This is a genomic window from Sphingomonas koreensis, assembly GCF_002797435.1.
Taxonomy (GTDB): domain Bacteria; phylum Pseudomonadota; class Alphaproteobacteria; order Sphingomonadales; family Sphingomonadaceae; genus Sphingomonas; species Sphingomonas koreensis.
The window spans coordinates 1,319,736-1,345,256 of the sequence record NZ_PGEN01000001.1 but is presented as its reverse complement, the minus strand read 5'-3'; the positions used below and the strand labels follow the sequence as shown (position 1 = coordinate 1,345,256).

31 protein-coding genes are annotated in these 25,521 nt (G+C 66.9%); 11 read left to right on the top strand and 20 right to left on the bottom strand.

Going from position 1 to position 25,521, the window contains the following annotated elements; translation table 11 throughout:
- Positions 1-35: 35 nt before the first annotated feature.
- Positions 36-1,769, top strand: coding sequence for a bifunctional metallophosphatase/5'-nucleotidase (locus tag BDW16_RS06315; RefSeq protein WP_066580904.1), 1,734 nt, complete (start codon positions 36-38; stop codon positions 1,767-1,769).
- Positions 1,770-2,047: 278 nt separating this feature from the next.
- Here BDW16_RS06315 and nusB read toward each other — a convergent pair whose 3' ends face one another.
- The 3 genes from nusB to hisG form a co-directional block, all read right to left on the bottom strand.
- Positions 2,048-2,509, bottom strand: a complete 462-nt coding sequence (nusB, locus tag BDW16_RS06310) for a transcription antitermination factor NusB (RefSeq protein ID WP_066580906.1) — start codon at positions 2,507-2,509, stop codon at positions 2,048-2,050.
- Between the two features lie 101 nt (positions 2,510-2,610).
- Positions 2,611-3,897 carry a histidinol dehydrogenase gene (gene hisD / locus BDW16_RS06305; protein ID WP_066580909.1) on the bottom strand — a complete coding sequence of 429 codons (1,287 nt, stop codon included), beginning with the start codon at positions 3,895-3,897 and terminating at the stop codon, positions 2,611-2,613.
- Positions 3,894-4,553 carry an ATP phosphoribosyltransferase gene (gene hisG, locus BDW16_RS06300; protein ID WP_066580911.1) on the bottom strand — a complete coding sequence of 220 codons (660 nt, stop codon included), beginning with the start codon at positions 4,551-4,553 and terminating at the stop codon, positions 3,894-3,896. The genes hisD and hisG overlap by 4 nt, the downstream gene beginning before the upstream one ends.
- A gap of 71 nt (positions 4,554-4,624) precedes the next feature.
- Here hisG and BDW16_RS06295 point away from each other — a divergent pair, with 71 nt between their 5' ends.
- Positions 4,625-5,689, top strand: coding sequence for a DUF2332 domain-containing protein (locus tag BDW16_RS06295; protein ID WP_066580914.1), 1,065 nt, complete (start codon positions 4,625-4,627; stop codon positions 5,687-5,689).
- Positions 5,686-6,075 (top strand): DUF6157 family protein, encoded by a 390-nt coding sequence (locus BDW16_RS06290; protein ID WP_174532075.1) that lies wholly within the window; start codon positions 5,686-5,688, stop codon positions 6,073-6,075. Before BDW16_RS06295 ends, BDW16_RS06290 begins: the two co-directional genes overlap by 4 nt.
- On the opposite strand, the gene BDW16_RS06285 is transcribed toward BDW16_RS06290, so the two are convergent.
- The 4 genes from BDW16_RS06285 to BDW16_RS06270 are packed head-to-tail and all read right to left on the bottom strand — an operon-like array spanning position 6,072 to position 8,642.
- Positions 6,072-6,956 (bottom strand): alpha/beta fold hydrolase, encoded by an 885-nt coding sequence (locus tag BDW16_RS06285; protein ID WP_066580918.1) that lies wholly within the window; start codon positions 6,954-6,956, stop codon positions 6,072-6,074. The two genes, BDW16_RS06290 and BDW16_RS06285, sit on opposite strands and share 4 nt — an antisense overlap.
- Positions 6,957-7,015: 59 nt before the next feature.
- The gene (locus BDW16_RS06280) at positions 7,016-7,918 is read right to left on the bottom strand and encodes a pirin family protein (protein ID WP_066580920.1); all 903 of its coding nucleotides are present in this window, start codon (positions 7,916-7,918) and stop codon (positions 7,016-7,018) included.
- Positions 7,915-8,358, bottom strand: a complete 444-nt coding sequence (locus BDW16_RS06275) for an NUDIX hydrolase (protein ID WP_066580921.1) — start codon at positions 8,356-8,358, stop codon at positions 7,915-7,917. The genes BDW16_RS06280 and BDW16_RS06275 overlap by 4 nt, the downstream gene beginning before the upstream one ends.
- Positions 8,355-8,642, bottom strand: a complete 288-nt coding sequence (locus tag BDW16_RS06270) for a BolA family protein (RefSeq protein ID WP_066580922.1) — start codon at positions 8,640-8,642, stop codon at positions 8,355-8,357. Before BDW16_RS06270 ends, BDW16_RS06275 begins: the two co-directional genes overlap by 4 nt.
- A gap of 36 nt (positions 8,643-8,678) precedes the next feature.
- Between BDW16_RS06270 and BDW16_RS06265 the strand changes: the two genes are divergently transcribed.
- On the top strand, positions 8,679-9,284 hold the full coding sequence (locus BDW16_RS06265) for a J domain-containing protein (protein ID WP_066580923.1): 606 nt from the start codon (positions 8,679-8,681) through the stop codon (positions 9,282-9,284).
- Between the two features lie 9 nt (positions 9,285-9,293).
- Here BDW16_RS06265 and BDW16_RS06260 read toward each other — a convergent pair whose 3' ends face one another.
- The 8 genes from BDW16_RS06260 to BDW16_RS21780 all read right to left on the bottom strand — a co-directional run bounded on the left by BDW16_RS06260 (position 9,294) and on the right by BDW16_RS21780 (position 14,292).
- Positions 9,294-10,121: a TIGR04222 domain-containing membrane protein gene (locus BDW16_RS06260; protein ID WP_066580925.1), complete on the bottom strand. Its 828-nt coding sequence runs from the start codon at positions 10,119-10,121 to the stop codon at positions 9,294-9,296.
- 49 nt (positions 10,122-10,170) lie between these two features.
- On the bottom strand, positions 10,171-10,752 hold the full coding sequence (locus BDW16_RS06255; RefSeq protein ID WP_066580926.1) for a glycine-rich domain-containing protein: 582 nt from the start codon (positions 10,750-10,752) through the stop codon (positions 10,171-10,173).
- A 270-nt stretch (positions 10,753-11,022) separates the two neighbouring features.
- The gene (locus BDW16_RS06250) at positions 11,023-11,781 is read right to left on the bottom strand and encodes a VOC family protein (protein WP_066580927.1); all 759 of its coding nucleotides are present in this window, start codon (positions 11,779-11,781) and stop codon (positions 11,023-11,025) included.
- A gap of 81 nt (positions 11,782-11,862) precedes the next feature.
- On the bottom strand, positions 11,863-12,588 hold the full coding sequence (locus BDW16_RS06245) for a DUF1428 domain-containing protein (RefSeq protein WP_066580930.1): 726 nt from the start codon (positions 12,586-12,588) through the stop codon (positions 11,863-11,865).
- A 31-nt stretch (positions 12,589-12,619) separates the two neighbouring features.
- Positions 12,620-13,303 (bottom strand): glutathione S-transferase family protein, encoded by a 684-nt coding sequence (locus tag BDW16_RS06240; protein WP_066580932.1) that lies wholly within the window; start codon positions 13,301-13,303, stop codon positions 12,620-12,622.
- A gap of 41 nt (positions 13,304-13,344) precedes the next feature.
- On the bottom strand, positions 13,345-13,575 hold the full coding sequence (locus BDW16_RS06235; protein ID WP_066580933.1) for a DUF4287 domain-containing protein: 231 nt from the start codon (positions 13,573-13,575) through the stop codon (positions 13,345-13,347).
- A 12-nt stretch (positions 13,576-13,587) separates the two neighbouring features.
- Complete coding sequence (locus BDW16_RS06230; RefSeq protein ID WP_066580934.1) at positions 13,588-14,082, bottom strand: VOC family protein; 495 nt, start codon at positions 14,080-14,082, stop codon at positions 13,588-13,590.
- 81 nt (positions 14,083-14,163) lie between these two features.
- Positions 14,164-14,292 (bottom strand): hypothetical protein, encoded by a 129-nt coding sequence (locus tag BDW16_RS21780; RefSeq protein WP_255265778.1) that lies wholly within the window; start codon positions 14,290-14,292, stop codon positions 14,164-14,166.
- A gap of 90 nt (positions 14,293-14,382) precedes the next feature.
- Between BDW16_RS21780 and BDW16_RS06225 the strand changes: the two genes are divergently transcribed.
- The 3 genes from BDW16_RS06225 (at position 14,383) to cobS (ending at position 16,479) form a co-directional block, all read left to right on the top strand.
- Positions 14,383-15,084: a winged helix-turn-helix transcriptional regulator gene (locus BDW16_RS06225; protein ID WP_066580936.1), complete on the top strand. Its 702-nt coding sequence runs from the start codon at positions 14,383-14,385 to the stop codon at positions 15,082-15,084.
- Positions 15,084-15,377: a DUF6958 family protein gene (locus tag BDW16_RS06220; RefSeq protein ID WP_066580938.1), complete on the top strand. Its 294-nt coding sequence runs from the start codon at positions 15,084-15,086 to the stop codon at positions 15,375-15,377. The genes BDW16_RS06225 and BDW16_RS06220 overlap by 1 nt, the downstream gene beginning before the upstream one ends.
- Before the next feature lie 94 nt (positions 15,378-15,471).
- Positions 15,472-16,479 carry a cobaltochelatase subunit CobS gene (cobS, locus tag BDW16_RS06215; protein WP_066580940.1) on the top strand — a complete coding sequence of 336 codons (1,008 nt, stop codon included), beginning with the start codon at positions 15,472-15,474 and terminating at the stop codon, positions 16,477-16,479.
- Between the two features lie 9 nt (positions 16,480-16,488).
- On the opposite strand, the gene BDW16_RS06210 is transcribed toward cobS, so the two are convergent.
- A complete protein-coding gene (locus BDW16_RS06210) occupies positions 16,489-17,046 on the bottom strand; it encodes a hypothetical protein (protein WP_125958861.1) in 558 nt (185 codons plus the stop codon).
- A 111-nt stretch (positions 17,047-17,157) separates the two neighbouring features.
- On the opposite strand from BDW16_RS06210, the gene cobT reads away from it, so the two are divergent.
- From cobT to BDW16_RS06190, 4 genes are all read left to right on the top strand, one after another.
- The gene (gene cobT, locus BDW16_RS06205; RefSeq protein WP_066580944.1) at positions 17,158-18,990 is read left to right on the top strand and encodes a cobaltochelatase subunit CobT; all 1,833 of its coding nucleotides are present in this window, start codon (positions 17,158-17,160) and stop codon (positions 18,988-18,990) included.
- A complete protein-coding gene (locus BDW16_RS06200; RefSeq protein ID WP_066580946.1) occupies positions 18,987-19,265 on the top strand; it encodes a ribbon-helix-helix domain-containing protein in 279 nt (92 codons plus the stop codon). Before cobT ends, BDW16_RS06200 begins: the two co-directional genes overlap by 4 nt.
- Before the next feature lie 57 nt (positions 19,266-19,322).
- The gene (locus BDW16_RS06195) at positions 19,323-21,635 is read left to right on the top strand and encodes a TonB-dependent receptor (RefSeq protein ID WP_066580948.1); all 2,313 of its coding nucleotides are present in this window, start codon (positions 19,323-19,325) and stop codon (positions 21,633-21,635) included.
- 80 nt (positions 21,636-21,715) lie between these two features.
- Positions 21,716-22,399, top strand: a complete 684-nt coding sequence (locus tag BDW16_RS06190; RefSeq protein WP_066580949.1) for a Fe2+-dependent dioxygenase — start codon at positions 21,716-21,718, stop codon at positions 22,397-22,399.
- A gap of 1 nt (position 22,400) precedes the next feature.
- Here the strand turns inward: BDW16_RS06190 and BDW16_RS06185 are convergent, their stop codons facing one another.
- The 4 genes from BDW16_RS06185 to BDW16_RS06170 form a co-directional block, all read right to left on the bottom strand.
- Entirely contained in the window at positions 22,401-23,312 is a 912-nt protein-coding gene (locus BDW16_RS06185; protein ID WP_241230592.1) for an FAD:protein FMN transferase, read from the bottom strand.
- 89 nt (positions 23,313-23,401) lie between these two features.
- Positions 23,402-24,235: a DUF4198 domain-containing protein gene (locus BDW16_RS06180; protein ID WP_066580954.1), complete on the bottom strand. Its 834-nt coding sequence runs from the start codon at positions 24,233-24,235 to the stop codon at positions 23,402-23,404.
- A gap of 49 nt (positions 24,236-24,284) precedes the next feature.
- The gene (locus BDW16_RS06175; RefSeq protein WP_066580956.1) at positions 24,285-24,788 is read right to left on the bottom strand and encodes a DUF2271 domain-containing protein; all 504 of its coding nucleotides are present in this window, start codon (positions 24,786-24,788) and stop codon (positions 24,285-24,287) included.
- 12 nt (positions 24,789-24,800) lie between these two features.
- A complete protein-coding gene (locus BDW16_RS06170) occupies positions 24,801-25,448 on the bottom strand; it encodes a PepSY-associated TM helix domain-containing protein (RefSeq protein WP_066580957.1) in 648 nt (215 codons plus the stop codon).
- Between the last annotated feature and the right edge of the window lie 73 nt (positions 25,449-25,521).

Genomic DNA, 25,521 nt, shown 5'->3' with positions numbered 1-25,521 from the left:
TCCGCGGTCACGAAACAACTCGCGGGAGCAATCGAATGAAGCGGATCATCGTGACGGCGCTGGGGGCGCTGGCGCTTGCGGGTTGTGCGCAGCATCGGGCCGAAGCCCCGGCCGCGCCGCTGACGGTCAAGATCATCGCCTTCAACGATTTCCACGGCGCGCTCCAGACGCCGGGGCGAGCGATCGACGTGCAGGCGCCCGACGGATCGGTGGCGAAGGTGCCCGCGGGCGGCGCTGCCTATTTTGCGACGGCGGTAAAGACGCTGAAGGCCAGGGCGACGCACAGCGTAGTGGTCGCTGCAGGCGATCTGACCAGCGCCAGCCCGCTGGTCTCGTCGCTGTTCCTCGACGAGCCGACGGTGAAGGCGCTGAGCATGGCCGGGCTCGAGATCAACGCGGCGGGCAATCACGAATTCGATCGCGGGACGGAGGAACTGAAGCGTCTCCAGAGCGGCGGCTGCGCGAAACTCACCAAGGTCGAGCCCTGCCAGATCGAGCCGTTCAAAGGGGCGAGCTATCGCTATCTTGCCGGCAACACGATCCAGGCGGACGGCACCAGCCTGCTCCCCGGCACCACGTTGCGCAGCTTAGGCAGCGGGCGCGGCAAGGTGACGATCGGCTTCATCGGGCTGACGACTCGGCTGACCGGCAATTATGTCGACCCGGCGGGGATCAGGGGCATCACCTTCGCCGACGAGGCGGAAACCGCGAACCGGCTGGCGGCCGACCTCAAGGCCAAGGGCGCCGACGCCGTGGTGATGCTGGTGCACGAGGGCGGCTACCCGGCGCGCAGCGACCAGCCAGAAAAGTGCGACGGGCTGTCCGGGCCGATCCTCGACATCATGGACCGGCTGACCCCGGCGGTGGACGTGATCGTTTCCGGCCACACCCACCGCGCCTATATCTGCGACTATTCGGCAACCAACCCTGCCAGGCCGGTGCTGCTGACCAGCGCGGGCAACAACGGCGTGATGCTGACCGATATCGACCTGAGCTTCGATCCGCTGACGAAGCGCGTGACCGGCAAGCGCGCTTCGCAGGTGATCGTGCAGGGCGACGGGACGACGAGCAGCGCGGGGCCGGTGAAGCCAAGCGGGGCGTTCCCGACCTTTGCCGCGGACGCTGCGGTCGCGGCGCATGTCGCGCGCTATGCCGCTGCGGCCGAGCCGCGGGCCAAGCGGGTGGTCGGGCGGGCTTCGGCGCCGATCCTGCGCGACGAAGACGACGACATGAAGGAGTCGCCGCTCGGCCTGCTGATCGCCGACTCGCAACTCGCGGCAACGCGGGCGAGCGGGGCGCAGGTCGCGCTGATGAACCCGGGCGGGGTGCGCGCGTCGATCGCGGCGACCGACGGCAAGGTGACCTTCGGCGACATCTACACGGTGCAGCCCTTCGGCAACAACCTGCAGGTCAAGGAGATGACGGGCGCGCAACTGCGCGCGGTCCTCGAGCAGCAATTCGCCAAGAAGGACGGCACCGCGCTGCTATTCCCGGCCGGTCTGACCTATAGCTACGATCTGTCGAAGCCCGAAGGGCAGCGGATCATCGCGCCGATGATCGGCGGCCAGCCGATGCGCGACGATGCGCTGTACCGCGTGACCGTGAACAGCTTCCTGGGCGGCGGCGGCGACGGCTTCACCAGCTTCAAGGCGGGCAAGGACGTTGCGGGCGGGATGCTCGATCTCGACGCGCTCGAGGCGCTTTTCGCGCAAGGGCAGATCGTCGATCCGCCGGTGCTGGGGCGGGCGAGGGATGTGACGCCGCGCTAGGTTGAGGCGGGCCTATTCGGAATGAGCGAAGTTCATACGCTTTGGAGGAGAAGTTCATACGACGGGCGTATCGTCCGCGCGGGTGTCGGACATTCCCGAGGGCATGATTTGAGGATGTCAAAGAGCGGGCCGGAGGGGCCCCGGCGCGCTTCGAGACGAGCAAATGAAATCCAACATCGCAAGCCGGGACGTCCGGCAAGCCCGAGCCTGTTCCGGATGGTGGAGACGTGGACCCCGGCACGAGGCCGGGGTGACAAGCCAGGGTGGCGGGCTCGCCGCTAGCTCCGCACCGCCTTGGCGATGGCGTCGAGCAGGCCGTTGACGAAGCCCTTTTCGCGGCGGTCGTAGAATGCGTCGGTGACGTCGAGATACTCGCTGATCGCAGCGCCGGTGGGCACGTCGTTGCGGGCAAGCAGCTCATAGGTGCCGGCGCGCAGGATCTGGCGCATCGGGCGGTCGAGCCGGTCGAAGCTCCAGTCGCTGCTGAGCTTCGAGGCGATCAGCGCGTCGATCTCGTCGCGGCGGGCGTCCACGCCCTTGACGATATCGTCGAAGAACATGACGTCGGCGTCGATATACTCCGCCTCCTCGATCGTTGCGCCGAGCCGGTGCTGGTGGAACTCGGTGAGCAGCTGGGGAAGCGGAGTCTTCTCCATCTCCTGCTGGTACAGCGCCTGGACGGCGGCGAGCCGCGCGGCGGCGCGGGCTTTGGAGCGGGACTTTGCGGTTGGGCTAGGCATTTCGAGAATTCCTTAGCGTCGTCCACACTTCTGCGAAAGCAGAAGTCCGGAGCAACGGAGCGAACGGGGTTCGGCCCTAGACTGCTGCGTTCGCAGGAGCATTAGGGCAGGCGAAGGGAGACCGACCTCGCATGCGCCGGCAGTCCCTCTGCCTCCGCCAGCGCGACGGCCGCGGGACCGATCGCTGCGAGGCCCGCGGCGTCGAGCGCCAGGAAGCTGGTGCGCTTCATGAAGTCGAGCACCGACAGGCCGCTGGCGAAGCGCGCGCGGCGGCCGGTGGGGAGGACGTGGTTGGGGCCGGCGACATAATCGCCGATCGCCTCGGGCGTCATGCGGCCGAGGAACACCGATCCGGCGTGACGGACCCGCGCGAACAGTGCGTCCGGATCGTCGCAGGCGAGTTCGAGATGCTCGGGAGCGAGCTTGTTCACCAGCGGGATCGCCTCGTCGAGCGAGCCGGTGAGGATGATCGCGCCATTGGCGTCCCAGCTCTGGCGCGCGACGCCCTTGGTCGACAGCGTGCCGATCTGAAGATCGACCGCCTCGGCGACCTTGCCCGCGAAGATCGCGTCGTCGGTGAGCAGGATCGACTGGCTGGTGGGATCATGCTCGGACTGGCTGAGCAGGTCTGCAGCGATCCATTCGGGATCGTTCTTGCCGTCGGCGATGACGACGATCTCGGAAGGCCCGGCGACCATGTCGATGCCGACCACGCCGTAGAGCTGGCGCTTGGCTTCCGCCACCCAGGCATTGCCGGGGCCGGTGATGACGTCGACCGCGGCGATGCGGCCGGTGCCATAGGCGAGCGCGGCGATTGCCTGTGCGCCCCCGACACGCCATATCTCGTCCACCCCGGCGATATGCGCGGCGGCGAGGACGAGCGGGTTGACCTCGCCATCCGGGGTCGGCGTGACCATGACAAGGCGATCGACGCCCGCGACCTTGGCCGGAATCGCGTTCATCAGGACCGAAGACGGATAGGCTGCGCGGCCGCCGGGGACGTACACGCCCGCCGCCTCGACCGCCTGCCAGCGCGCGCCGGTGCGCACGCCCGCGGCGTCGGTGGTGTCGCTGTCGGCCGGCTTCTGCTTTTCGTGATACGCCGTGATGCGATCGGCGGCGAGCTGGAGTGCGTCGCGCAGCTTCGGTTCGAGCGCGTCGAACGCGGCGGCGCAATCGGCCTTCTCGATCCGCCAGCCGGTTTCATTGAGGTCGTGCCGGTCGAATTTCCGCGTGAAGGCGTGGAGCGCGGCATCGCCTTCGTCACGGACCGAAGCGACGATCGTGCGGACATCGCGCGCGACATCGGCATCCGCCTCGCGGCGGGCATCGACCAGTTCGCGAAACGCCTGGGCGAAGCCGGGTTCGGTGGTGGACAGGCGGATCATGCGGCCTTCGCTTCCACGGCGCGGCGGAACGCATCGATCAGCGGCACGATCTCCGGCCGGGTCTTGAACGCGGCGCGGTTGGCGACGAGGCGGCTGGAGACCTCCATGATCGTCTCGACCTCGACCAGGCCGTTCTCCTTGAGCGTGCGACCCGAGGAAACGAGGTCGACGATGCGGGGGGCAAGGTCTAGCAAGGGCGCTAGCTCCATCGCGCCATTCAGCTTGATGCACTCGGCCTGCACGCCGCGCGCCTCGAAATGGCGGCGAGTGAGCGAGGGGTATTTGGTCGCGACTCGGACATGGCTCCAGCCGCGCGGATCGTCTGTCGCGGCAAGCGCGGCCGGTTCGGCGACCGACAGGCGGCAATAGCCGATGCCGAGATCGACGGGGGCATAGAGTTCCGAATAGGCGAACTCGGCGAGCACGTCAGATCCGACGATGCCCAGCTGCGCCGCGCCGTGCGCGACGAAGGTCGCGACGTCGAACGCGCGGACGCGGATGAGGTCGATGTCGGGACGGTTGGTCTTGAAGCGCAGCGCGCGGCTGCCCTCGTCCGCGAAGGCCGGTTCGGGGATGATCCCGGCGTGCGCGAGCAGGGGAAGCGCCTCTTCGAGGATGCGACCCTTGGGCACGGCGAGGATGATCGGTTCCGACATGGTGGCGCGCCTTTACTTGGGTGGGGGGAAGGGCGCAACAAGCGGGCACGATTCGGCCTGGAGCATTGGCGATGCGCGACTGGATGACTTCGAACGATGTGCGCGCGGCCTTTGCCAATCAGGTCGATTACTGCCGGGCGAACGGTGGCACGATCACGATGCGCGTGGTCGAGGCGATGCTGGCCAATCTGGACGGGCCGGGCGCGTTCCTGAAGACGATCCGCGAATGGCCGGGGGTGCCGATGGCCGATGCGCTGCCCTTGCGGGCGGCGGCGGGGCTGCACGCGTTGAACCTGAGCGGAGCCGAGCCCGCGCTGGCGCCGCTCTATGACGGCGACCCCGCGGCGCTGGCGGATGCCGAGCGGCTGGTGGGCGAAGCGATCGCGCGGCACGACGCGGAATTGCGACCGTGGCTGGACGGGCCGCCGCAGACCAATGAGGCGGGGCGGTCGTGGGGATATGTCGCCGCGCTGCTGTGGCTGGCAGGGCAGGGATTGCCGCCGCGCTGGGAGTGTATCGAGATCGGGTCGAGCGCGGGGATCAACCTGATGATCGATCGCTATCGCTACGACCTGGGCGGGGTCGGAGTTGGACCAGCGGAGTCGGGGATGCGGATCGCGCCCGATTGGCGCGGCCCGGCGCCGCCGGATGTGCCGGAGGGCTGGAGATTCGAGTCGATCAGGGGATGCGATGTCGCGCCGGTCGACCTGACCGATCCGGCGCAGCTGTTGCGGTTGCGGGCGTTCGTATGGCGCGAGCATGTCGAGCGGTTCGCACGGCTGGATTTCTCGGCGCAGTCGGCAGGTGAGCGGAGGCCCGATCTGGTGCAGGCCGATGCGGCCGAGTTCGTCGAGGCGGCGCTGGAGAGGCCGCAGGCTGCGGGGACCAGTCGCGTGCTGATGCATTCGATCGTCTGGCAATATCTGGGCGATGCGAGGCGGGCGCGGATCACCGCGGCGATGGAGGAAGCGGGCGCAAGGGCCAGCGCGGAGCGGCCGCTGGCCTGGATCATGCTGGAAGCGAACCGTGAGACGCTGCAACACGAACTGGTTGTGCGCTACTGGCCGGGCGGGACGGAACCGCGCTTGCTGGGTAAGGCGCATCCGCATGGTGCATGGGCGGAGTGGCTTGCATGAAGACGACCAATTATCGCGACACGCTGATCACCGCATCGCCCGACACGCCGGTGACAGTGGGGACGACCCCCGAGAAGCCGGAAACGGTCGCGGGCGCGCAGCACGCTCTGCTGGCGGGGAAACCCTATGCGATGACGAGCGACGATTTGCTCCACGCCGCGCATCTCGCGCGGGGCGGGGACAAGGATCGCGACACCTTCTTCGCCAAGCCGCAGGCGTGCCTGCGCGCGTCGCCGCTGGTCAAGCAGTTCGGCTGGGGCGTCCATCATGACGGCGAGGGGCGCATCGCGCTGGTCGGGATGGAGAGCGAAGACTATGCGCGGCTGCTCGCCGACCCGGCGGTGAAGAAGGCGCCGGGCATGCGGCGGAGCCGTCAGGCTCGCTAGGGTAGCCACTCCCGGATCGCGGCGTTGACCGCCGCCGGGTTCTCCCATGGGACGAAATGGCCTGCATCGACTTCCACGATCTTGAGGTCGGGGACGAGCTGGTCGAGTCCTTCGAGCTGGACGGGGAGCAGCGCGGTGTCGCCCATGCCCCAGATGACCAGCACCGGCATCTGCAGCGACGGGAAGGGGCCGTCGAGAAAGGCCGGGCGCTCGGGCGTCTCGTCCATCCCGGGGACCACGATCGCGCTGGCCCGATACCAGTTGAGCATCGCGGTCATCGCCCCGGGCTGGCTCCATTCGTCGAGATAGGCGTCGCGCTCGGGCGCGAGCAGCGCGGGGTTGGCGTGCCGGGCGAAGGTGGTGTCGAAGAAGGTGCCAAGGCCCATCGCCTCCAGCTGCGCCTCGAGGCCGGGGTTGCGGAAAAGGCGGATATACTGGCTGGCGGCGCGCTGCTCCATGTCGTCGAACAGCGACTTCTGGAAGACGAAGGGGTGGGGGGCGTTGACGATGATCAGCCGCTCGACCCGGTTCGGGTGCTGGAGCGCGGCCATCCACGCGATCGCACCGCCCCAGTCGTGGCCGACCAGCACGAAGCGGTCCTTGCCGAAATGATCGGCGAGCGCGATCAGGTCGCCCACGGTCTTGTCGGGGGCGTAGTTCTCCGCGCCCTCGGGCTTGGACGAGCGGGCGAAGCCGCGCTGGTCGGGGGCAATGACGAAATGGGTCTTTGCCAGCTCGGGGATCTGGTGGCGCCAGGTGCGGTGCGATTCCGGGAAACCGTGGAGCAGGATGATCGCGGGCGCGGCGGGATCGCCGGCGGTTGCGACATCGAGCTCGACGCCGGTGGACAATGCGATCCGCTGAAGCTCGAAACCCGCCATATGCCTCTCCATATTTTCGAAGATAGGGTATGGCGGGACGCGAGGCCGTGATCAAGCCCTCAAGGGTAGCTGACGGTCTTGGGCACTTCGGGAATCGGGATGAATTCCTTGTCGTCACCGGGCACCTTGGGGAACAGCCCGGCCTTCCAGTCCTCCTTGGCCTGGTTGATCCGGTCGCGGTCCGAGGAGACGAAGTTCCACCAGACATGGCGCGGGGTCGTGAACGCCTCGCCGCCGCACAGCATCACACGGCCGCCCGACGCGGAACGCAGCGTCGCGGCGATGCCAGGGCGCAGGACGTAGAGCGTCTGTGGTTCCAGCTCCCAGCCGTCCAGCGAGGCCTGACCCATGGCGAGGTAGATGGCGCGCTCATCGGCATCGGCGTCGATCGGCACGCTGGCGCCGGCCGCGAGCTCGATATCGGCGTAGATCGTGCCGGCATAGGTGGTGGTCGGTGCGCTCGCACCCCAGAGCGACCCCATGATGACGCGGGCTCGGGCATTCCCGCTGTCGACGACGGGAAGATCGGCAGCGGCGACATGTTCGAACGCCGGGTCCATCTCCTCGAACCGCTCCGGCAGCGCGAGCCAGGTCTGGATGCCCGAAAGGTCCGGGCCGGCGTCGCGCTGCGACTGGGGCGAGCGTTCCGAATGGACGATGCCGTTGCCCGCGGTCATGAGATTGACCGCGCCCGGCTCGATCGTTGCGAAGGTGCCGATGCTGTCGCGATGGTCGATCGCGCCGGCGAACAGGTACGTGACTGTGGCGAGGTTGATGTGCGGATGCGGGCGCACGTCGATGCCGGTGCCGACCTCAAGATGCGCCGGCCCCATCTGGTCGAAGAAGATGAACGGGCCGACCATCGTGCGCGGGCGCGAGGGAAGGGTGCGGTGGACCTTGAACCCGCCGAGATCGTGGGTGGTCGGCAGGATGGTCTGGGTGAAGAGATCGTCGGTCATCATCGTGCCTCCGTCAGGGCGAGCAGGGTCCCCAGGTCCTCGGGAAAATAGGGTTCGTCGTGCCGTTGAAGCTCAGCGCGGTCGAACCAGCGCCATTCGCGCATCACGCGCTGTTCGAGATCGGTATGGCCGCCGCTGTCGATCGCGGTCGTTTCGGTGCGCACCGCGAAATAGCGTTCGTCGGCATCGACCGGGACGCCTTCGATCGTGACGAACTCGACCCGGCGGCGCGCGACTTCGGGCCCGCAATCGAGGTCGAGACCGGTCTCCTCCCGCAGCTCGCGGCGAGCGGCTGCTTCATAGCTTTCGCCCGGATCGAGCGCGCCGCCGGGCGTGCACCAGAAGGGCGGACGATCGTCCGGGGTGAAGCGGAACAGCAGTACACGCCCGTCCGGATCGGTCAGCAGGATGCGTGACGCGGGACGCGGTGTGCGTCCGCTCATGATTCGCCAGGTGCGGTCGCGCGGATGGCGAGGGCGTGGACGCGCTCGACCATGATGTCGCCCAGCGCCCGGTTGACCATGCGCTGGCGTTCGAGGCGGGACTTGCCGGCGAATGCGGCGCTTTCGATCACGACGGTAAAGTGCGATTCGCCGCTGCCATCATCGCCCATATGGCCGCGATGCTTGGCGCTGTCGTTGATCACGTCGAGCTTCGTCGGGGCGAGCGTGGCGGTGAGGCGGGCGGTGATGTCGGCGGCGGCCGAGCCGGTGGCGGGATGAGTCATCGCGCCTATATAGGCGGTTTACCCACCGGAGTTCGAGTGTCTCGTCAGCCGCCCAAATATCGTCCCAATACGCGTTTCCACGGCCGAGTGGAGGCGCCCGGGCGGCCGTGCGCCGAACCCGGCTGCACCGAGCCGGGCGAGTTTCGCGCGCCACTGCTCGGCAGCGCGCGCGCCAGCGATCAGCCGCCGCAATATCGCTGGCTCTGCCTCGATCACGTCCGCGCGTTCAACTCGAGCTACAACTTCTTCACCGGGATGAGCCCCGACGAGATCCATGATGCACAACGGCCGCTGGCGGGGTGGGAGCGCGAAACCCGCGCCTTCGCGACCAGCGGAGGGGCGGACCGGCCGCCGCGCTGGGCCGACTTCAGCGATCCGCTCGACGCGATCGGCGCGCGCTGGCGCAACGCGATGCCGGCCGAGCGGAAGGATGGCAAGCCGCTGTCGGGCAAGGACCGCGAGGCCCTGCGCACGCTGGCGCTGGAGGTGGATGCCGACCGCACCGCGCTGCGCCGCCGCTATTCGGAGCTGGTGCGGAAATATCACCCGGACCGCAATGGCGGCGACCGCAGCCATGAGGCGATTCTGCAACGGGTGATCGAGGCGTATCAGCAGCTCAAGGCATCGCCCGCCTTTGCCTGAAGCGGGCGCCTAACCGCCGCAGCCACCGCATCCGCCACCGCCGCAACCCCCGCCATCGCCACCGCCGCCGTCTCCGCTCGAGGAGCCGCTGTCGCCGCCACTCGCGGCGCGCATCGTGTGAAACGCGCCGAATTCCGAGCCGACCAGAACGCCGGTTCCGAACAGGGCCACCGCCAGCCCGACCTCGCCCGCGAGTGGGGCGCGGCGGATGCGGTCCGCTGCTTGGCGCGCGTCACCGAGGGCGGCGATGCCGGCACCGGTGAGCCTGGGAATGGTGAGCGCGCGGATGAGCGCGAGGATCGCAGTGACGATCAGCAGCACGGTGAGAAAGCCGATCGGCCGCTCGCGCGCCTCGCCGATGAACCATTTGGTCGCGCCGAACATCAGAAGCATCAGATAGGGCAGCAGCGCCCAGTAGCGCAGGTTCGACCGCTCCGCGCCGGTGAGCATCAGCCCGGCGCGCTGGAGGCCTTGGTGAAGGCTATCGGCGGTGGGGCGCAGGGTCCGTTCGATCCGCGTCCAGTCGAGCGGCGCGGTGAGCGCGAGGACGCTGTTCTCCGCTGCGCTGGCGCCGTTGCGCATCCGCACGTCGAGCTTGTCCTTGCCGTCCATCACCAGCGCGCGTCCGGCGAGCAGCCGCGCGACGATGCTGTCAGCGAAGCGGGTGCGGCCGCCGGACAGATAGGCGAGCTGGTCCGGGTCGCTCACCTTCTGGCGGCGGCCTTCGGGCAGGTGCCAGGCGGGGATCATCACCCCCGCGATCACCACGGTCACCAGCAGGACCAGGTAGAGGATGAGAAAGGGTCCGCCGGTCCAGTCGAAGGGGCCGAGAGACATGGGAGGTTACTCCTTTGGTTGGTTCGGCGATGCCGAACCGGTGCGGGGTTCAGCCATGCTGAACCCACAGAAAGAGCGCGAACGCGAAAAGCCCGATGAACGCCAGCAGGAGCAGCGCGGCCTGCGGGCGCGAAAGGAGGATCGCGTCGCGCGGATGCACCCGCCGCGCGCGGGGATCGTCCAGCAGCCGCTGTGCGGCGGATGGCCAGATGTCGGAAGGGGGCGGAGCGCCGAACGCGGCCTCGTAGCGGGCAAGCGTATCGGCATATTGCGCGAAGAAGCGGTTGCGCTCGTCCGGACCGCCAGCCGTGGGTCCGTGATGGAGCGGCTTGCCCAGTATATCGGGGCAGAAGCGCTCCCAATAGTCGCGGGTATAGGTGAGGTGGAGATGCCAGACCTGATCGACCGCGTCGGGCGGGGTGACCTGGGCTTCGCCGGTTGCGGCGAGGAAGGCGAAGCGGCGATATTCCTCGATCACGCGTTCCGTCCTGGCGGCGCTCCAGCCATTCTCACGCGCGAGCCGCGCGGCGAAGGGCAGCGCGGCGTCCGGGGGACCGAATTGGTAACTGGAAATCCGTTGCCAGACCGGGTGTCCGGCGGTTGAGGCGGGGACTGTGTCCGCTTCACGCATCTGATCTCCTACTATCACAATAGGAGATTTTGTCAAGATGGCTGGGCATCCTGTTGTGACGTAGTTTGAACCGTACGGTCAGGATTCCATCTGCTTCATTCATCTCACGTCGTCACCCCGGCCTTGTGCCGGGGTCCACTTGGCCCCACCGGTTGGGCAAGAGCCTCTTGCCCAACGCTTCGTCTCCCGGTGGACCCCGGCACAAGGCCGGGGTGACGGTGAAAATTCAGACCTCGTCACCACCCGACATCCGCCCGGCCCGTCGTGGCATCACTTCGGTGCAACCAGGCCGAAACCGGCGCCCTGGGGGTCCATGGCGAAGAAGACGCGTTCGCCGCCGGGGACCTCCATCGGCTCCATCACCGGCGTGCCGCCGAGTTCCTTCACCTTGGCATAGGCTGCCTCGATATCGGGGACGCGGAAGTAGAAGCTCCACGCGACGGGATGCTCCGCCTTTTCGCGCGGCATCACGCCGCCCCACATCGTTTCGCTGCTACCGCCCTTGAGGAAAGTGTAGTCGCCCCAGGGCATCGGCATCGCGCCATCGGTTTCCCAGCCGAACAGCGTGCCGTAGAAATCGAGCGCTGCAGCATCGTCGGTGGTCTGGAGCTCGTTCCAGCTCGCCTTGCCGAGCTCGGCCCGGCCAAACGCCCTGCTCGCCTCGGGCGAAGCGCCGCGCATCACATAGAAATACGCGCCCTGCGGGTCCTGAACCATCGACATGCGGCCGACTCCGGGAAGGTCCATCGGCGGCACATGCACCTTGCCGCCCAGCGACTGGATCGTCGCGACCGTCGCATCGACGTCATCGACGCCGACATAGCCAAGCCAGGCGGACGGGGTAGGGGCGGGGTTCTTCATGATCCCGCCGACCCCGTCCTCGCCCACCGACATGATGTTGTAGTCGATCGTGCCGCCGGGGAATTTGCTGGGGGTCCAGCCGATGATCTGGCTGTAGAAGTCGATTGCCGCGTCCGCGTCGGTGGTCAGCAACTCGTACCAGATCCAGCTTCCATTGGGGTTGGTCATCGCGTGACTCCTCGAAATAGAAGCGGGGCGGTGCCGGGCAAGGGATATCCGGCACCGCCCCGCGCGGGGGACGGCTGTGCGTCAGGCCTTGGTGTCGAGGATCGGCGCGAAGCCGCCCCACATCATCCGTTGGCCGTCGAACGGCATATTCTCGAAGTCGGGCTTCATCCGCTCGTCTTCCATCAGCTTGGGCCAGGCGGTGTCGCGTGCTTCCTTGCTGGGCCATTCGACCCAGCTATAGACGACGCGCTCGCCGTCCTTGCGCAGCGTGGCACGGTTGTAGTCGGTCTTCTGGCCATCAGGGATGTCTTCGCCCCAGGCCTCGACGATGCGTAGCGCGCCATAGTCCTGGAATACTGCGGCGGCCTTGGTGGCCATATCCTTGTAGGCGTCGCGGTTCGCCTCCGGCACCGGAAGGACATAGCCATCGACATAGCCGGTGCCCGTGCCTTCGCCGACATCGACAAAGGCGTCGAACCCGGCGAAGATCATCCGGCTGCCGTCGAAGGGCATGTCCTTCATCTGCTCGCCGACGCTGGGATCGCTCATCATCTTCTGGTTGGCGGCATCGCGCGTCGCCTTGTCGGGATATTCGAGCCAGCTGAACAGCACGGTCTCGTCATCCTTCAAATCGACGGCCTTTTTGAGATCGTTGGTCTTGCCGTCGGGCACGTCGTCGCCCCAGGCTTCGACGAAGCGGGTGGCGCCGAGATTGGTGAACAGTTCCACCGCTTCCTGCGCGTGCTTCGTGTACTTTTCCTTGTTGGCGTTGGGGACGGGGGTGAGGAATCCTTCTACAAAGGTCATCTTCTCTCTCCTTGGGACGTAGGACGCGAATTCAGGCCGCGGCAGCGGGGGACGGCCTGAAATCAGCAAGCTGCGCCGCGAGCGCGGCCTTGAACGCCGGACGACTGATGGCACGTTCCAGATACGCCATCAGTACCGGGCGCTCCTCCAGCAGACCGCTGCCCTCGATATCGCGCAGCACGGTCGCCATCGCGATGTCGGCAATGCTGAACTGGCCCGCGAGCCATTCGCGTCCGTCGATTGCGATCGCCAGACGGTCGAGGCGCTTGCAGGTGAACTCAATGAGGCTGGGGCGGCGAAGTTCCGCCCACTGCTCGCCCGCGGCGAATATCTCGATGTTGCCCAGCTCGAACGCCATCGGCTCGACGCTGTTATATGCGGCGAACAGCCAGCTGATCGCGGTGGCGCGGCCCTGTGGATCGCGGGGCAGCAGACGCTCGTCCTTCTCGCCGATGTGGAGCAGGATCGCGCCGCTTTCGAAGATGGTGAGACCGCTGTCCTGGTCGACCAGCGCTGGCACCTGCCCCCAGGGCTGCTCCTTGTAATAGGCCTCGGGGCGCGGCGCGGCCGCGTTGAGCAGCCGCATCGAATAGGGCAGGCCGATCTCCTCGCAGGCCCAGCGCGGGCGGAGGTCGCGGACGAAGCCCTTGGCGAAGTCGGGGACCCAGTTGAAGCCGGTGATCTCAAGCTGGGCGGGTTGCGGGGTGGCTGACATGTTTCTCTCCTGTTTGTCTTCTGATTGGCCGGGCTGGAAGGTCAGGCATCGCCTTCCTTCTTGAGCCCCTTGAGCAGGGCGACCACGGCCATCGCATGGCCATGGCCGAGCCCCAGCTCGTCCTTGAGCGAGGCGACGATCGCCATCGGCTTGATCCCGTCGGCGAGCGTCGCGCCGGCGGTCCAGCCGCGGGCGGCGCCCATGGCGCGCAAGTCGGCGGCCGATTTGCCGGTCTTCTGCTCGATCGTGTTCAGATAGGCCTGGAACGACATGAATACGGCCCCTCAGGCGTCGACCGGCGTGCCGGCGGCGGCAGCTTCGACCGTGGCGATGTCGATCTTGTGCATCGTCAGCATCGCATCCATCGCACGCTTGGCTGAAGCGGGGTCGGCATTGTTCCAGATGAGGTCCATCAGCCGCTTCGGCGTGATCTGCCAGTTGACGCCCCATTTGTCCTTGCACCAGCCGCAGGCGCTTTCCCTGCCGCCATTGCCGACGATCGCGTTCCACAGCCGGTCGGTCTCTTCCTGATCCTCGGTGAAGAGCATGAAGCTGACCGCTTCGGTCTGGGGGAAGATCGGGCCGCCGTTGAGGCCGATGAACTTCTGCCCGGCGACCTCGAAGTCGACCGTGATGACGTCGCCGGCCTTTTGCGAGGGCGTGTCGGACGGGGTCCGGTTCACCGCGATGACGCGGCCGCCGGGCAGGACCGACGCGTAGAAATTCGCGGCTTCCTCCGCCGTATGATCATACCAGATGCACGTAGTGAGCTGAGTCATGACGTTTTTCCTCTCGAACTGATGTCGGACTCGTCGCTGCGAACCCGACAGTATTTTTCGACTAACGACCTGCCGATGCGGTCAGGCGAACGGGCCGGTGCCGCTGAGCGCGCCGTGGCCGAGCATCGCCAATGCCGTGAAGCAGAATGCGGCAAGGCCGATCGCGACGCTTTGGGCGACGGGCAGATACTCTCGGAACAGACTACGCATCGGGGGTCTCCATTCGATGGCGGTCCATTCGTCGATGGCCGCGAATCGCTTGCTTGATCTTGATGCGCGACTCAGTTATTAAAAGCAACCATGAAGTTAGAAAAAGTGACTAAAGAGGAAAAAGTGGCGGAAAAGCGCTGGTACGACGACGCATGCGGCAGCGCGCTCGCGCTGGAATTCCTGGGCGAGCGCTGGTCGATGCTGATCGTGCGCGAGCTGATGCTTGGCCCGCGGCGCTTCGGCGAGCTGAAGGCCGACCTGACCGGGATCAGTGCCAATGTGCTGACCCAGCGGCTCGACAGTCTCGAACAGGCGGGCGTCCTCACACGGCGCAAATTGCCGCCGCCCGCCAATGTTCAGGTCTATGAGCTGACGCCCTGGGGCTATGAGAGCGAGCCGATCTTCCAGGCGATGGGCCGCTGGGCGACGCGCTCGCCGCGGCACGATCCGACGCTGCCGCTCTCGCCGGTTTCCGCGATGCTGTCGTTGCGCACGATGATCGACCCCGACCGGCCGGACATTCGCATGACGATCGGCTTCCGCTTTCCGGGCGCGTCGTTCGTCGGGCGACTCGATCGGCATGATCTGGCGATCGAGCCGGGCGAGGCGGGCGATGCGGACGTGGTGTTCGAGACCGATACCACGCGGTTCGTCACCCTCGTCTACGGCAAATGGCCGTTCGAGGAGTCCGAGGCCGAGGGCCGGCTGAAACTGACCGGTGATCGCGCCAAGGCGCAGCAGTTCGTGGACCTGTTCGCGCTGCCCGAGAAACTTACCCAAGGAGATGCATGATGGCCAAGCCCGAACGGATCGAGATCGAGAATGTCCTCCAGCCCGGCAAGACCTATCGCGTCGAAGCGGGCAAGTTCGCGGCGATGCGCGATGCGATGCTTGCGGTGCTTCCCGCCGAAGCGCCGGGGCTGACACCGGGCGAGATCAAGGCGGCAGTGCTGCCGCGCCTTCCCGAGGACCTGTTTCCCGGCGGCGACAAGGCGGGATGGTGGATCAAGGCAGTGCAGCTCGACCAGGAAGCCAAGGGCGTTCTCGCGCGATCGACCGCGCCGGTAAGGCTGTATCGGGCCTGACAAGGGCATGGAAATGATGCGGCGCGGCACAAGTGTCTCGACTTGGGGTCGCACGCGGGGCTAGGGACGGCGGCGACTCTGCGAAGGCCCTGCCATGACCGATATCCCCAACACCCAGCCCGACAGCCGGGAAACCACGATCCTCGAAGCGCCCGACAAGAAGGTCAGCGTGCGCGACCTGTTCGGGATCGATATCGACATGGAGGTGCCGGCGTTCAGCGAGGCGGACGAGCGCGTCCCCGATCTCGACCCCGCCTATGTGTTCGATCCCGATACGACCCTGGCGATCCTGGCCGGTTTTGCGCACAACCGCCGCGTGATGGTGCAGGGCTATCACGGCACCGGAAAGTCGTCGCATATCGAGCAAGTGGCGGCGCGGCTCAACTGGCCGTGCATCCGCATCAACCTGGACGCACATATCAGCCGTATCGACCTGATCGGCCGCGACGCGATCGTGCTCAAGGACGGGCAGCAGGTCACCGAATTCCGCGAGGGGCTGTTGCCCTGGGCGATCCAGACGCCGACGGCTTTGGTGTTCGACGAATATGACGCCGGCCGCCCCGACGTGATGTTCGTGATCCAGCGCGTGCTCGAGACCGAGGGCAAGCTGACCTTGCTCGACCAGAACCGCGTGATCCGTCCCAACCCCTATTTCCGGCTGTTCGCGACCGCCAACACGGTGGGCCTCGGCGATACGAGCGGGCTGTATCACGGCACGCAGCAGATCAACCAGGGCCAGATGGACCGCTGGAACATCGTCGTCACGCTCAACTATCTGCCTGCCGCGACCGAGGCGCAGATCGTGCTCGCCAAGAGCGGCGACTATGACAAGCCGGGCGGCAAGGAACTGGTCGAGAACATGGTCCGCGTCGCCGACCTGACGCGCCGCGGCTTCATCAACGGCGACATCTCGACGGTGATGAGCCCGCGTACCGTGATCACCTGGGCGCAGAATACCGAGATCTTCAAGGATCCGGGCTTCGCGTTCCGTCTGTCGTTCCTCAACAAGTGCGACGAGGCGGAGCGGGCGCTGGTGGCGGAATACTACCAGCGCGTGTTCGGCAAGGACCTGCCCGAAAGCGTGGTGGGGAAGGCGCCCTGAAGCGAACCGTCAGCGGCGATCGGGGACACGCACCCAATCCATCGTCCAGCTGACTTCCCAGCTCTGGCCGCCGTCGCTGGAGGCCATTTGCTGCCAGCGGTGGGACTTGCCAGGGACGATGCGGTCCCACAGGCCGCGATGGATCATCGTCTTGCCGGCGATCGTCTCGCGCGTATCGAACACGCCTTCGCCCTCCACGAAGCCGCCGGTCAGACCCGCGCCGCCGAGCGCGCCGGATTTGGCGTTGACCCAATAATCGCTCCAGATCCGCGTCTTGAGATCGAGCAGGCGCAGGCCCATGCCCGAAAAGTCGCGCGCGGGAATGCGCAGCTCCTCGACATGGCCGACGCCGCCCAGGATCGACCAGCAGGTCGCTTCGCCGGGAAATTCATCCCATTTGCCGTTCTTGAGCTGGCGGTGGGCGATGCGCCATTCGCCGGTGAGCCAGTCGAACTCGCCCGGCTTGCCGGACGGTGGGGCGGCAAGGGCTTCCAGGGGAAGCGACGCGCCGAGCGCGAGGCCCGCGGCGGTTCTGAGGATGTCGCGGCGCCCTGTGGTGCTGGCCATGTTCGTCTCCCGGTTCATGGCGCCGGTCTAGGCGGGTAAAGCTGACATCCTCCGTCAGCTTTGCGGCGAGGGCGGTAGCGGAGTACGATTTTGCCCGCTAATCGGATCGCGATGGCCGCCGACTCTCCACTCGATCAGTTCAAGTCCGTCCTTACCGGGGCGACCCGCGCGCTGGCGAACGAGCCGGAGGTCGAGCTGGCGTTCACCGCGGACGCGCCCAGCCAATCGGGGCGGCACGTCAAGGTGCCGATGCCCGGCCGCAATCTGCCGTCCGAGCAGGTGGCCGAGGCGCGCGGCTTTGCCGACGGCTTCGCGCTGCGCATGCGGCTGCACGATGCCGCGCTGCACCAGAAGCGCGCGCCCAAGGAGGCGGTTGCGCGCGCCGTGTTCGACGCGGTGGAGACCGCGCGGGTCGAGGCGTTGGGATCGCGGGGCTATGCCGGGATCGCCGGGAATCTGGATCATGCGCTGCAGATGCGGATGCGGTCCGACCCGATCAGCCGGGCCCGCTCGCGCGACGAGGTGCCGCTGTCCACCGCGATCCAGCTGATGGTGCGCGAGCGGCTGACCGGTCGCGAGTCGCCGGCCGAGGCTGCGCTTGGCCTTGCACTGGTGCGCGACTGGATCGAGGACAAGGGCGGTGATGACCTCGACGCGCTGGCGCTGGCGATCGACGATCAGGCCGCGTTTGCGAAACTGGTTGGGAACCTGCTCGAGGATCTCGACCTGACCGAAGGCGAGCTGATTCCCGACGAAGCCGATGAGGGCGGCGGCGAGGACGAGGGCACCGACGAGCAGCAGCAGGACGAAGGCGAAGAGGGCGAGCAGGACGGCGAGACCGGCGAGGGCGAGGTCGAGGCGCGCGGCGAGCAGAACGAAGCCGAGACCGAGGACGGCCAGGAAAGCGAGCAGGAGCAGGGCGAGTTCGACGACGCCGAGGGCGAGCCGGGCGACGACGGCGAAGAAGGCATGATGCCCGTCCGCCCCAACCGCCCCTGGTCCGATCTCCCGCCCCAGTTCGATTATAAGGCCTTCACCACGCAATATGACGAGGTGATCGCGGCGACCGAGCTGTGCGACGAGGAGGAGCTGGAACGGCTGCGCGCCTATCTCGACCAGCAGCTCGTCCATTTGCAGGGCGTGGTGACCAAGCTCGCCAACCGGCTGCAGCGGCGGTTGATGGCGCAGCAGTCGCGGTCGTGGGACTTCGATCAGGACGAAGGGCTGCTCGACGCGGCGCGGCTGGCGCGCGTCGTGGTCAACCCGATGCAGTCGCTGTCCTACAAGGTCGAGAAGGACGCCAAGTTCCGCGATACGGTCGTCACGCTGTTGATCGACAATTCGGGGTCGATGCGCGGACGGCCGATCAGCATCGCCGCGATCAGCGCCGACATCCTGGCCCGCACGCTTGAGCGGGTGGGGGTCAAGACCGAGATTCTCGGCTTCACCACCAAGGCGTGGAAGGGCGGGCAAAGCCGCGAGAAGTGGCTGGCCGAGGGGCGGGTGCCGCAGCCGGGCCGCCTCAACGATGTGCGCCACATCGTCTACAAGCAGGCCGACGAGCCGTGGCGGCGGGCGAAGAAGTCGCTCGGCCTGATGATGCGCGAGGGGCTGCTCAAGGAGAATATCGACGGCGAGGCGCTGCTGTGGGCGCATCATCGGCTGATCGCGCGGCCCGAGGATCGCAAGATCCTGATGGTGATCAGCGACGGCGCGCCGGTCGATGACTCGACCCTGTCGGTGAACAGCGGCTCCTATCTGGAGCGGCATCTGCGGCAGGTGATCGGCTGGATCGAGCAGCGCTCGCCGGTCGGGCTGGTCGCGATCGGCATCGGGCACGACGTCACGCGCTACTACAGCCGCGCGGTGACGATCATGGATGCCGATCAGCTCGCCGGGACGATGATCGAGCAACTCGCGTCGCTCTTCGACATCGACGCATGATCGAAGCCCCGCCCGGCGGGTTTCAGGGGCCGGTCAAGCGGTCGATCACCATCGCCGGGCATCCGACCTCGATCAGTCTAGAGCCCGTCTTCTGGGCTGCGCTCGAAGCTGCGGCGGCGCATCGCGGCCTGCCGATCAATGCGGTCGTCGCCCAGATCGACCATCTGCGCATCGGTGGGGAGGATCCCCCCAATCTGGCAAGCGCGATCCGCAGCTGGCTGTTCGGGCTGCGACAAAATTGCGACACTGATGAAAATGATTCGCAACTTCGTTGACTCTGCGAACGACTCTCAATAGCTGGCCCCGAAACGTACAAGGCTAAAGGGGCCAACATGACTCGCACCACTTCCGACGGCCGCAAGGCCGCGCCCGCCTTCCTTGCGCTCGCCGCGGTCGGCTTCATCGCCTCGGCGCCTGCGCAGGCTGCAGAAGACGACACGACGGTCCAGCAGGAGCGCGACGAGGTCGTCGTGACGGGTCAGGAAACCCGGTCGGAACAGGCCAGCCCCAAGGCCACACGCCCGGTGCGCGATACGCCGCAGACGGTGACGATCCTGACCAACAAGGTGATCGAGGAGCAGAACCTGCTCACGCTGCGCGACGTGCTGTCGACGGTGCCCGGCATCACTTTTGGCGCGGCGGAGGGCGGCATCGCGCCGAGCGACCAGATCACGCTGCGCGGCTATTCGGCCTCGTCCGACATCACCACCGACGGCGTGCGCGACAGCGCGCCCTATTCGCGCAGCGATCCGTTCAACCTCGAGCAGGTCGAGGTCACCAACGGCGCCAATTCGGTCTATAACGGATCGGGATCGGTCGGCGGATCGATCAACATCGTCACCAAGCGCCCCAAGGCGGAGACCGAGGTCGCGGTCCAGGCCGGCATCGGCACCGACGACTATTATCGCGGCACGATCGACGCCAATGTCCGGGTCAACGAGCTGGTGGCGCTGCGGCTCAACGCGATGGTGCACAAGAACGACGTGCCGGGCCGCGACGTCGAGAATTACGACCGCTGGGGCGTCGCGCCTTCGGCAACCATCGGCATCGACGGCCCGACCAGCCTGACGCTGCAGTATCTGCATCAGGAAGAGAGCAACATCCCGCAATATGGCGTGCCCTATTACAAGAACGGGCGTTACAACGGCGCGCTGCCGGGCATCGATCGCAGCGACTATTTCGGCTATCGCAACGTCGATACGCAGGAGATCACCGTCGATCAGGCGACGATCACCGCATCGCACGAATTCAGCGACAGGCTGTCGCTGCGCAACCTGACTCGCTGGCAGAGCGTATCGCAGCGCACGATCGTCGGTCCGCCGCAGGGCACTTTCTGCCTCACTGGCAATATCCAGGCTAACGGCACCGCATGCCCGGCGACCGTGCCCGTCGGCTATTATCTGATCGGCGGCCCGCGCGGGAACGTGCGCGATACGACCAGCGAGTTGATGTACAACCAGATCGATCTGTCGGCGCAGTTCGCGACTGGCGCGGTCGAGCACAGCCTGGTGCTGGGCGCTTCGGCCGGGTGGGAGAAGTACTTCCTTTCGACCGGCAACGTCTATCGCAACGCCAATCGCACGCTGGCCTATACCGCATACCCGCTGGTCAACTGGTCGAACCCCAATGAGGTGATCGCCGGCCCCGCGGGCTTCAACTATGGCAGCAACGTCTATACCGGTCCGATCAATTATGTCGAAGGCGGCCGCCAGCGCGGCGAGGTGACCAACTACGCGGTCTATCTCTTCGACACGATGAAGTTCGGCAAGTTCGAGCTGAACGGCGGCGTCCGCTACGAGAACAATAGCGGCAATTACCAGACCGACACCTCGACCGCCGCCACCGCCACCGTGCCGCAGGGGCCGATCGTCACTGGGCCGCGCTTCTACAACAAGGCGGACCTGTTCACCTATCGCGTCGGCCTGGTCTTCAAGCCGGTCGAAACGGTGACGCTCTATGCGGCGTATGGCAACGCGCAGACGCCATCGCAGAGCGCGGTCAACGGCGCCTGCGTCGCCGCGACCTGCAACGTCGATCCCGAAAGCGCCAAGAATTACGAGATCGGCGCCAAGGCCGAGGTCGGCCGCGCGCTGTTCAGCGTCGCGCTGTTCCGCAACGAGCGTGACCAGTACAAGGTGCCGTCCAACGACATCAACGAACCCGATCAGGTACTCGACGGTCATTCGCGGGTGGACGGAATCGCGGTGAGCGCCACGGGCAACATCACCCCGGCATGGTCGATCACTGCCAACTACACCTATCTGGAGCCGAAGCTGATCCGCTCGGTCGCGGTGGGTAGCCCGGACCCGGCGGCGGGCGCCGAGCTGCAGAACGTGCCCAATCATTCGGGCAGCCTTTACACCACCTATACACTGCCGTTCGGGCTGAAGCTGGGGTACGGCCTGACCTATCAGGGCAGCTTCGCGCTGAACCTGCCGACCGCGGCGTCGGCGGTCCTCTATCGTTCGGACGACTATCTCGTCCACAACGCGTCGATCTCGTACGACTTCAGCCCCAATTTCAGCGTGCTGGTGAACGTCAAGAACTTCACTAACGAGCTCTACTACACCCGCATCCGCAACAATGGCTGGGCGACACCCGGTGACGCGCGAGCGGCGGTGCTGACCGTAGGCTACCGCTTCTGAACAAGGGGGAGGAGCGGGTGGCGGTCCACCTGTCCCCCGGACCGTTGCCCGCTCCCACCCCTTGAGGTTAGGCAAGTGCCATGATGATCGCGATTCCCCAGCTGCTGGACGCCGAGACGGTGGCGAAGGTGCGGGGACTCATCGATGCGGCCGAGTGGGTCGACGGCAACGTCACCTCCGGCCATCAGTCGGCGCTGGCCAAGAAGAACGAGCAGCTGCCGGAGGGAAGCCCGGCAGCGCTTGAGGCCGGGGGCGTCATCCTGGATGCCCTTGGCCGTTCGCCGCTGTTCTTCGCTGCGGCGCTTCCGCTCAAGGTCTTCCCGCCGCTGTTCAACCGCTATGGCGAGGGCCAGACGTTCGGCACGCATGTCGACAACGCGATCCGGATCAAGCGCGGCAGCGAGTTTCGAATCCGCAGCGACCTGTCGATCACCGTCTTCCTCGAGGATCCCGCCGCCTATGACGGCGGCGAGCTGGTGGTCGAGGATCATTATGGCGTGCAGCGGGTCAAGCTCCCTGCGGGACACGCGGTGGTCTATCCCTCATCGAGCCTGCACCATGTGACCCCGGTGACGCACGGCGTGCGGGTGGCGAGCTTCTTCTGGCTCCAGTCGATGGTCCGCGACGATGGCGCACGGCGCATCCTGTTCGACCTGGACCAGAGCGTGCAACGGCTGACCGGCCAGCTTGGCGGCGACGATCGCAGCGTGATCGAGTTGACGGGCGTGTATCACAACCTGCTGAGGCGCTGGGCGGACGCCTGAACTAGGCGAGCATCGTCAGTAGCGCTGGCGACAGGCGGTCGTTGCCGTCGTGCGTCAGCATATGTGCGGCGAGCCCTTTGCGTTCCGCGAGCGCCATCCCTGCGGCCGGGCCGAGGACGGTGAGCGCGCTGGCCCACGCGTCGGCTTGCGCGCGGTCGCGATGCAGGACGGTGACGCTGGCGGTGCCGTTGACCACCGGACGGGCGGTGTGCGGGTCGATCGTATGGGCATAGGCGGTGCCGCCCGCCACGAAGGCGCGGCGATAATCGCCCGAGGTGGCGACGGCGAGACCATGCAGGGCGATGCGGAGCGGGACGATCGACAGGCTTGGGGGCGCTTCGACATCGACCCACCAGGGCTGGCCGTCGGGCTGGATGCCTTCGCCGAGCAGTTCGCCGCCGATCTCGACGAGGAAGTCGAGGCAGCCCATGGCCTTCAGCCGGGCGGCGACGGCGTCGACGGCATAGCCCTTGGCGATGCCGGAGAGGTCGAGCCTGACGGGGCGGGTAAGGCGGAGGCGCAGCAGCAGCGGATCGAAGTCGATCGCGTCGTAACCGCACAGGGCGCGCGCGGCTTCGATCTCCGCTTCGGAGGGTAGGCCGACACGCGGGCCGGGCGGGCCGAAGCCCCACAGGTCGACCGCCACCCCCATTGCCGGGTCGAAGGCACCGTTCGAGCGCTTCGCGACGTCGAGCGCGGTCGTCATCACCTGCGCGAATTCGGGGCCGATACGGTGCCACGTGCCGGGTGGGGAATTGTTGATGCGGCTGAGCTCGGAGGTCGGCTCCCAATGGCTCATCTGGGCGATGATGGTGGCGAGGACGGCTTCGATCGCCGACTGGACGCCAGTGGGCGGCGCGACGATTTTCGCCGACCATGTGGTGCCCATGGTCTCGCCACCGAACGTCTCCACAACGGCATTCGCCCGCCGCCTGTAGAAGGCCGCGGGCGAGATGTCGTTCGGGATGATGACGCGGGGTTCGCGGGGCGTCCTGGGCGTGATCAGGGCGCCATCACCTCGAGCGTCGTCACATAGCTCGCGCGGCGGGCGCCCGGAGCGGGCGGGGCGCCTTGCTCAGCGCCGGCGGAGCGCGGAGTGGTGACGTTGATCCAGTACATGCCCGGCTCGCCCCATTTCACCGTGACCTTGCCGTCGGCACCGGTCTTGAGATCCTGCTGGTTGAGCTGGTCGCGATAGCGGATGCCGCCGGGGATGACGGTGACGGGCAGGCCGGCGGCGGGCTTGCCGTCGAGCAGGAACTGGAAGGTCGCGGGCTCGCCGGCGACGAGGTCGTTGGGGTGGGTGACCGGGACCAGCTCGATGCCCTTGCCGGTCGGCTTGAACACGGTGCTGGTCGGCTCACCCGCGGTCACGAAGATTTCGTTGCGGTTGCTGGTCTCGGTCGTCTTCACGTCGGTCGCGCCGGCAGGGATGGCGGCGGCGAGGGTCGCGGTGGTGGTGCCGCGCGGGATGCGCTTCTCCTCGCCATTGAGCTTGTAGCTGCCCATGACGCCGTCCATCGCGTAGAAGATCTTGTAGGTGCCGCGCTTGCCGATCTGCACGTCGAAGGTGGTGCGATAGCGGCCGGTGGCCTTGTTCTTGACCTCACCCGGGGTGCCGTCGGGCAGCAGCACGCTGACGTCCGCGCGCATCGGCTGATGCTCGAAATAGAAGAGGTCGTTGGAGACCGCGGCGTCGACCGTGACCCAGACATCGTCGCCCTCGCCCGAGACGACGGTCATCGACGGGAGCATCCACTGGCGGTGGGCCTGCACGGCGGCGGGAAGGGTGATTGCGACGCCGGCAGCGGCGATCAGGACGTGACGGACCTTCATCTGTTTTCCCCTTGTTCGGTTGGCGGCACCGGCCCGGTACCGCAGCGCGTCAGCGCTTGACGGTCAACGTTACGGCGCCGAGCTCGGAGGTGCCGGCGGCTCGGGCTGTGCCGCCCTTGGGCAGCGAGAAGGGCAAGCGGACCAGCTCGCGGCCGCCGACCTCGCGCGCGGCCTCGACGACCAGCGTGTAGTTGCCGGGGGCGAGCTGCGGCTTGAAGCTCAGCTTGTGCGTGCCGGGCGCCTTGGTCGCGCCGGTGACGCCTGCCGCCGGGAACTTCATCGTGCGGCCGGAGACCCGCCACCACTGGCGGATGTCGCGCAGCCACTTGGTGCCCTCATTCGCCTTCATGTCGTCGTCGTAGAAGACCGCGAGGGTCTTGGCGGGGGCGCCCTCCTTCTCGATCCAGATCGCGACATAGGGCCGGTGATATTCGGCGACGCTGAGCCGCGGGATCGTGAGGCTGACGTCGAGCGTCTGCGCCGCGGCCATGCCGGGCGCGAACAGGCCTGCGCCGATCGCGGTGGCGGTCAATCCGGTGATGCGAAGCTGCATGGCGGCGTTCCCCTAGTGGATGAAGTAGATGGCCAGGATGGCGGGAATGATCAGGCCCGCGGCGACCAGCGGCCAGGTGCTCGGCCGGTGGCGGGCATGGAGCTGGAGCAGGACAAGGCCGGTGAGCGAGAAGATCACGCAGGCGACGACGAAGATGTCGATGAACCATTTCCACACCGTGCCGGCGTTGCGGCCCTTGTGGAGATCGTTGAGCCAGGCGATCCAGCCGCGGGTGGTGCTCTCGTTGGTCACCTCGCCGGTCTCGCGATCGATCGCGACCCAGCCGTCGCCGCCGGGGCGGGGAAGGGCGAGGTAGATCTCGCCAGACGACCATTCGGCGTCACCGGTGGCGAGCGCCACGGGAAGATTGCCCTGGACCCAGTCGGCGACCGGCTTGGGCAGCGGCTTCTTCGCGTCCGGCGCGTCGTCAGGCTTGATGCTGGCGAGCAGGGGCGCGGGCAACTGCGCCTTTTTCTCGACCGTCACCGGCGATCCTTCGATCTCGGCGGCATGGTTGAGGGTGAAGCCGGTGATCGCGAACAGCAGCAGGCCGATCAGGCTGATCGCCGAACTGACCCAATGCCAGGTGTGCAGCTGCTTGAGCCAGAAGGCTTTCCGGCTTTTCTTGCGGGGGGCCGGTTTGGCGGCGGTGCCGTGCATCGGGCGAAGCGGTTCCAATTGCGAGTCGTTCGCGACTTAGCGAGAACGATTCGCAATTACAACGTGTGTTCGG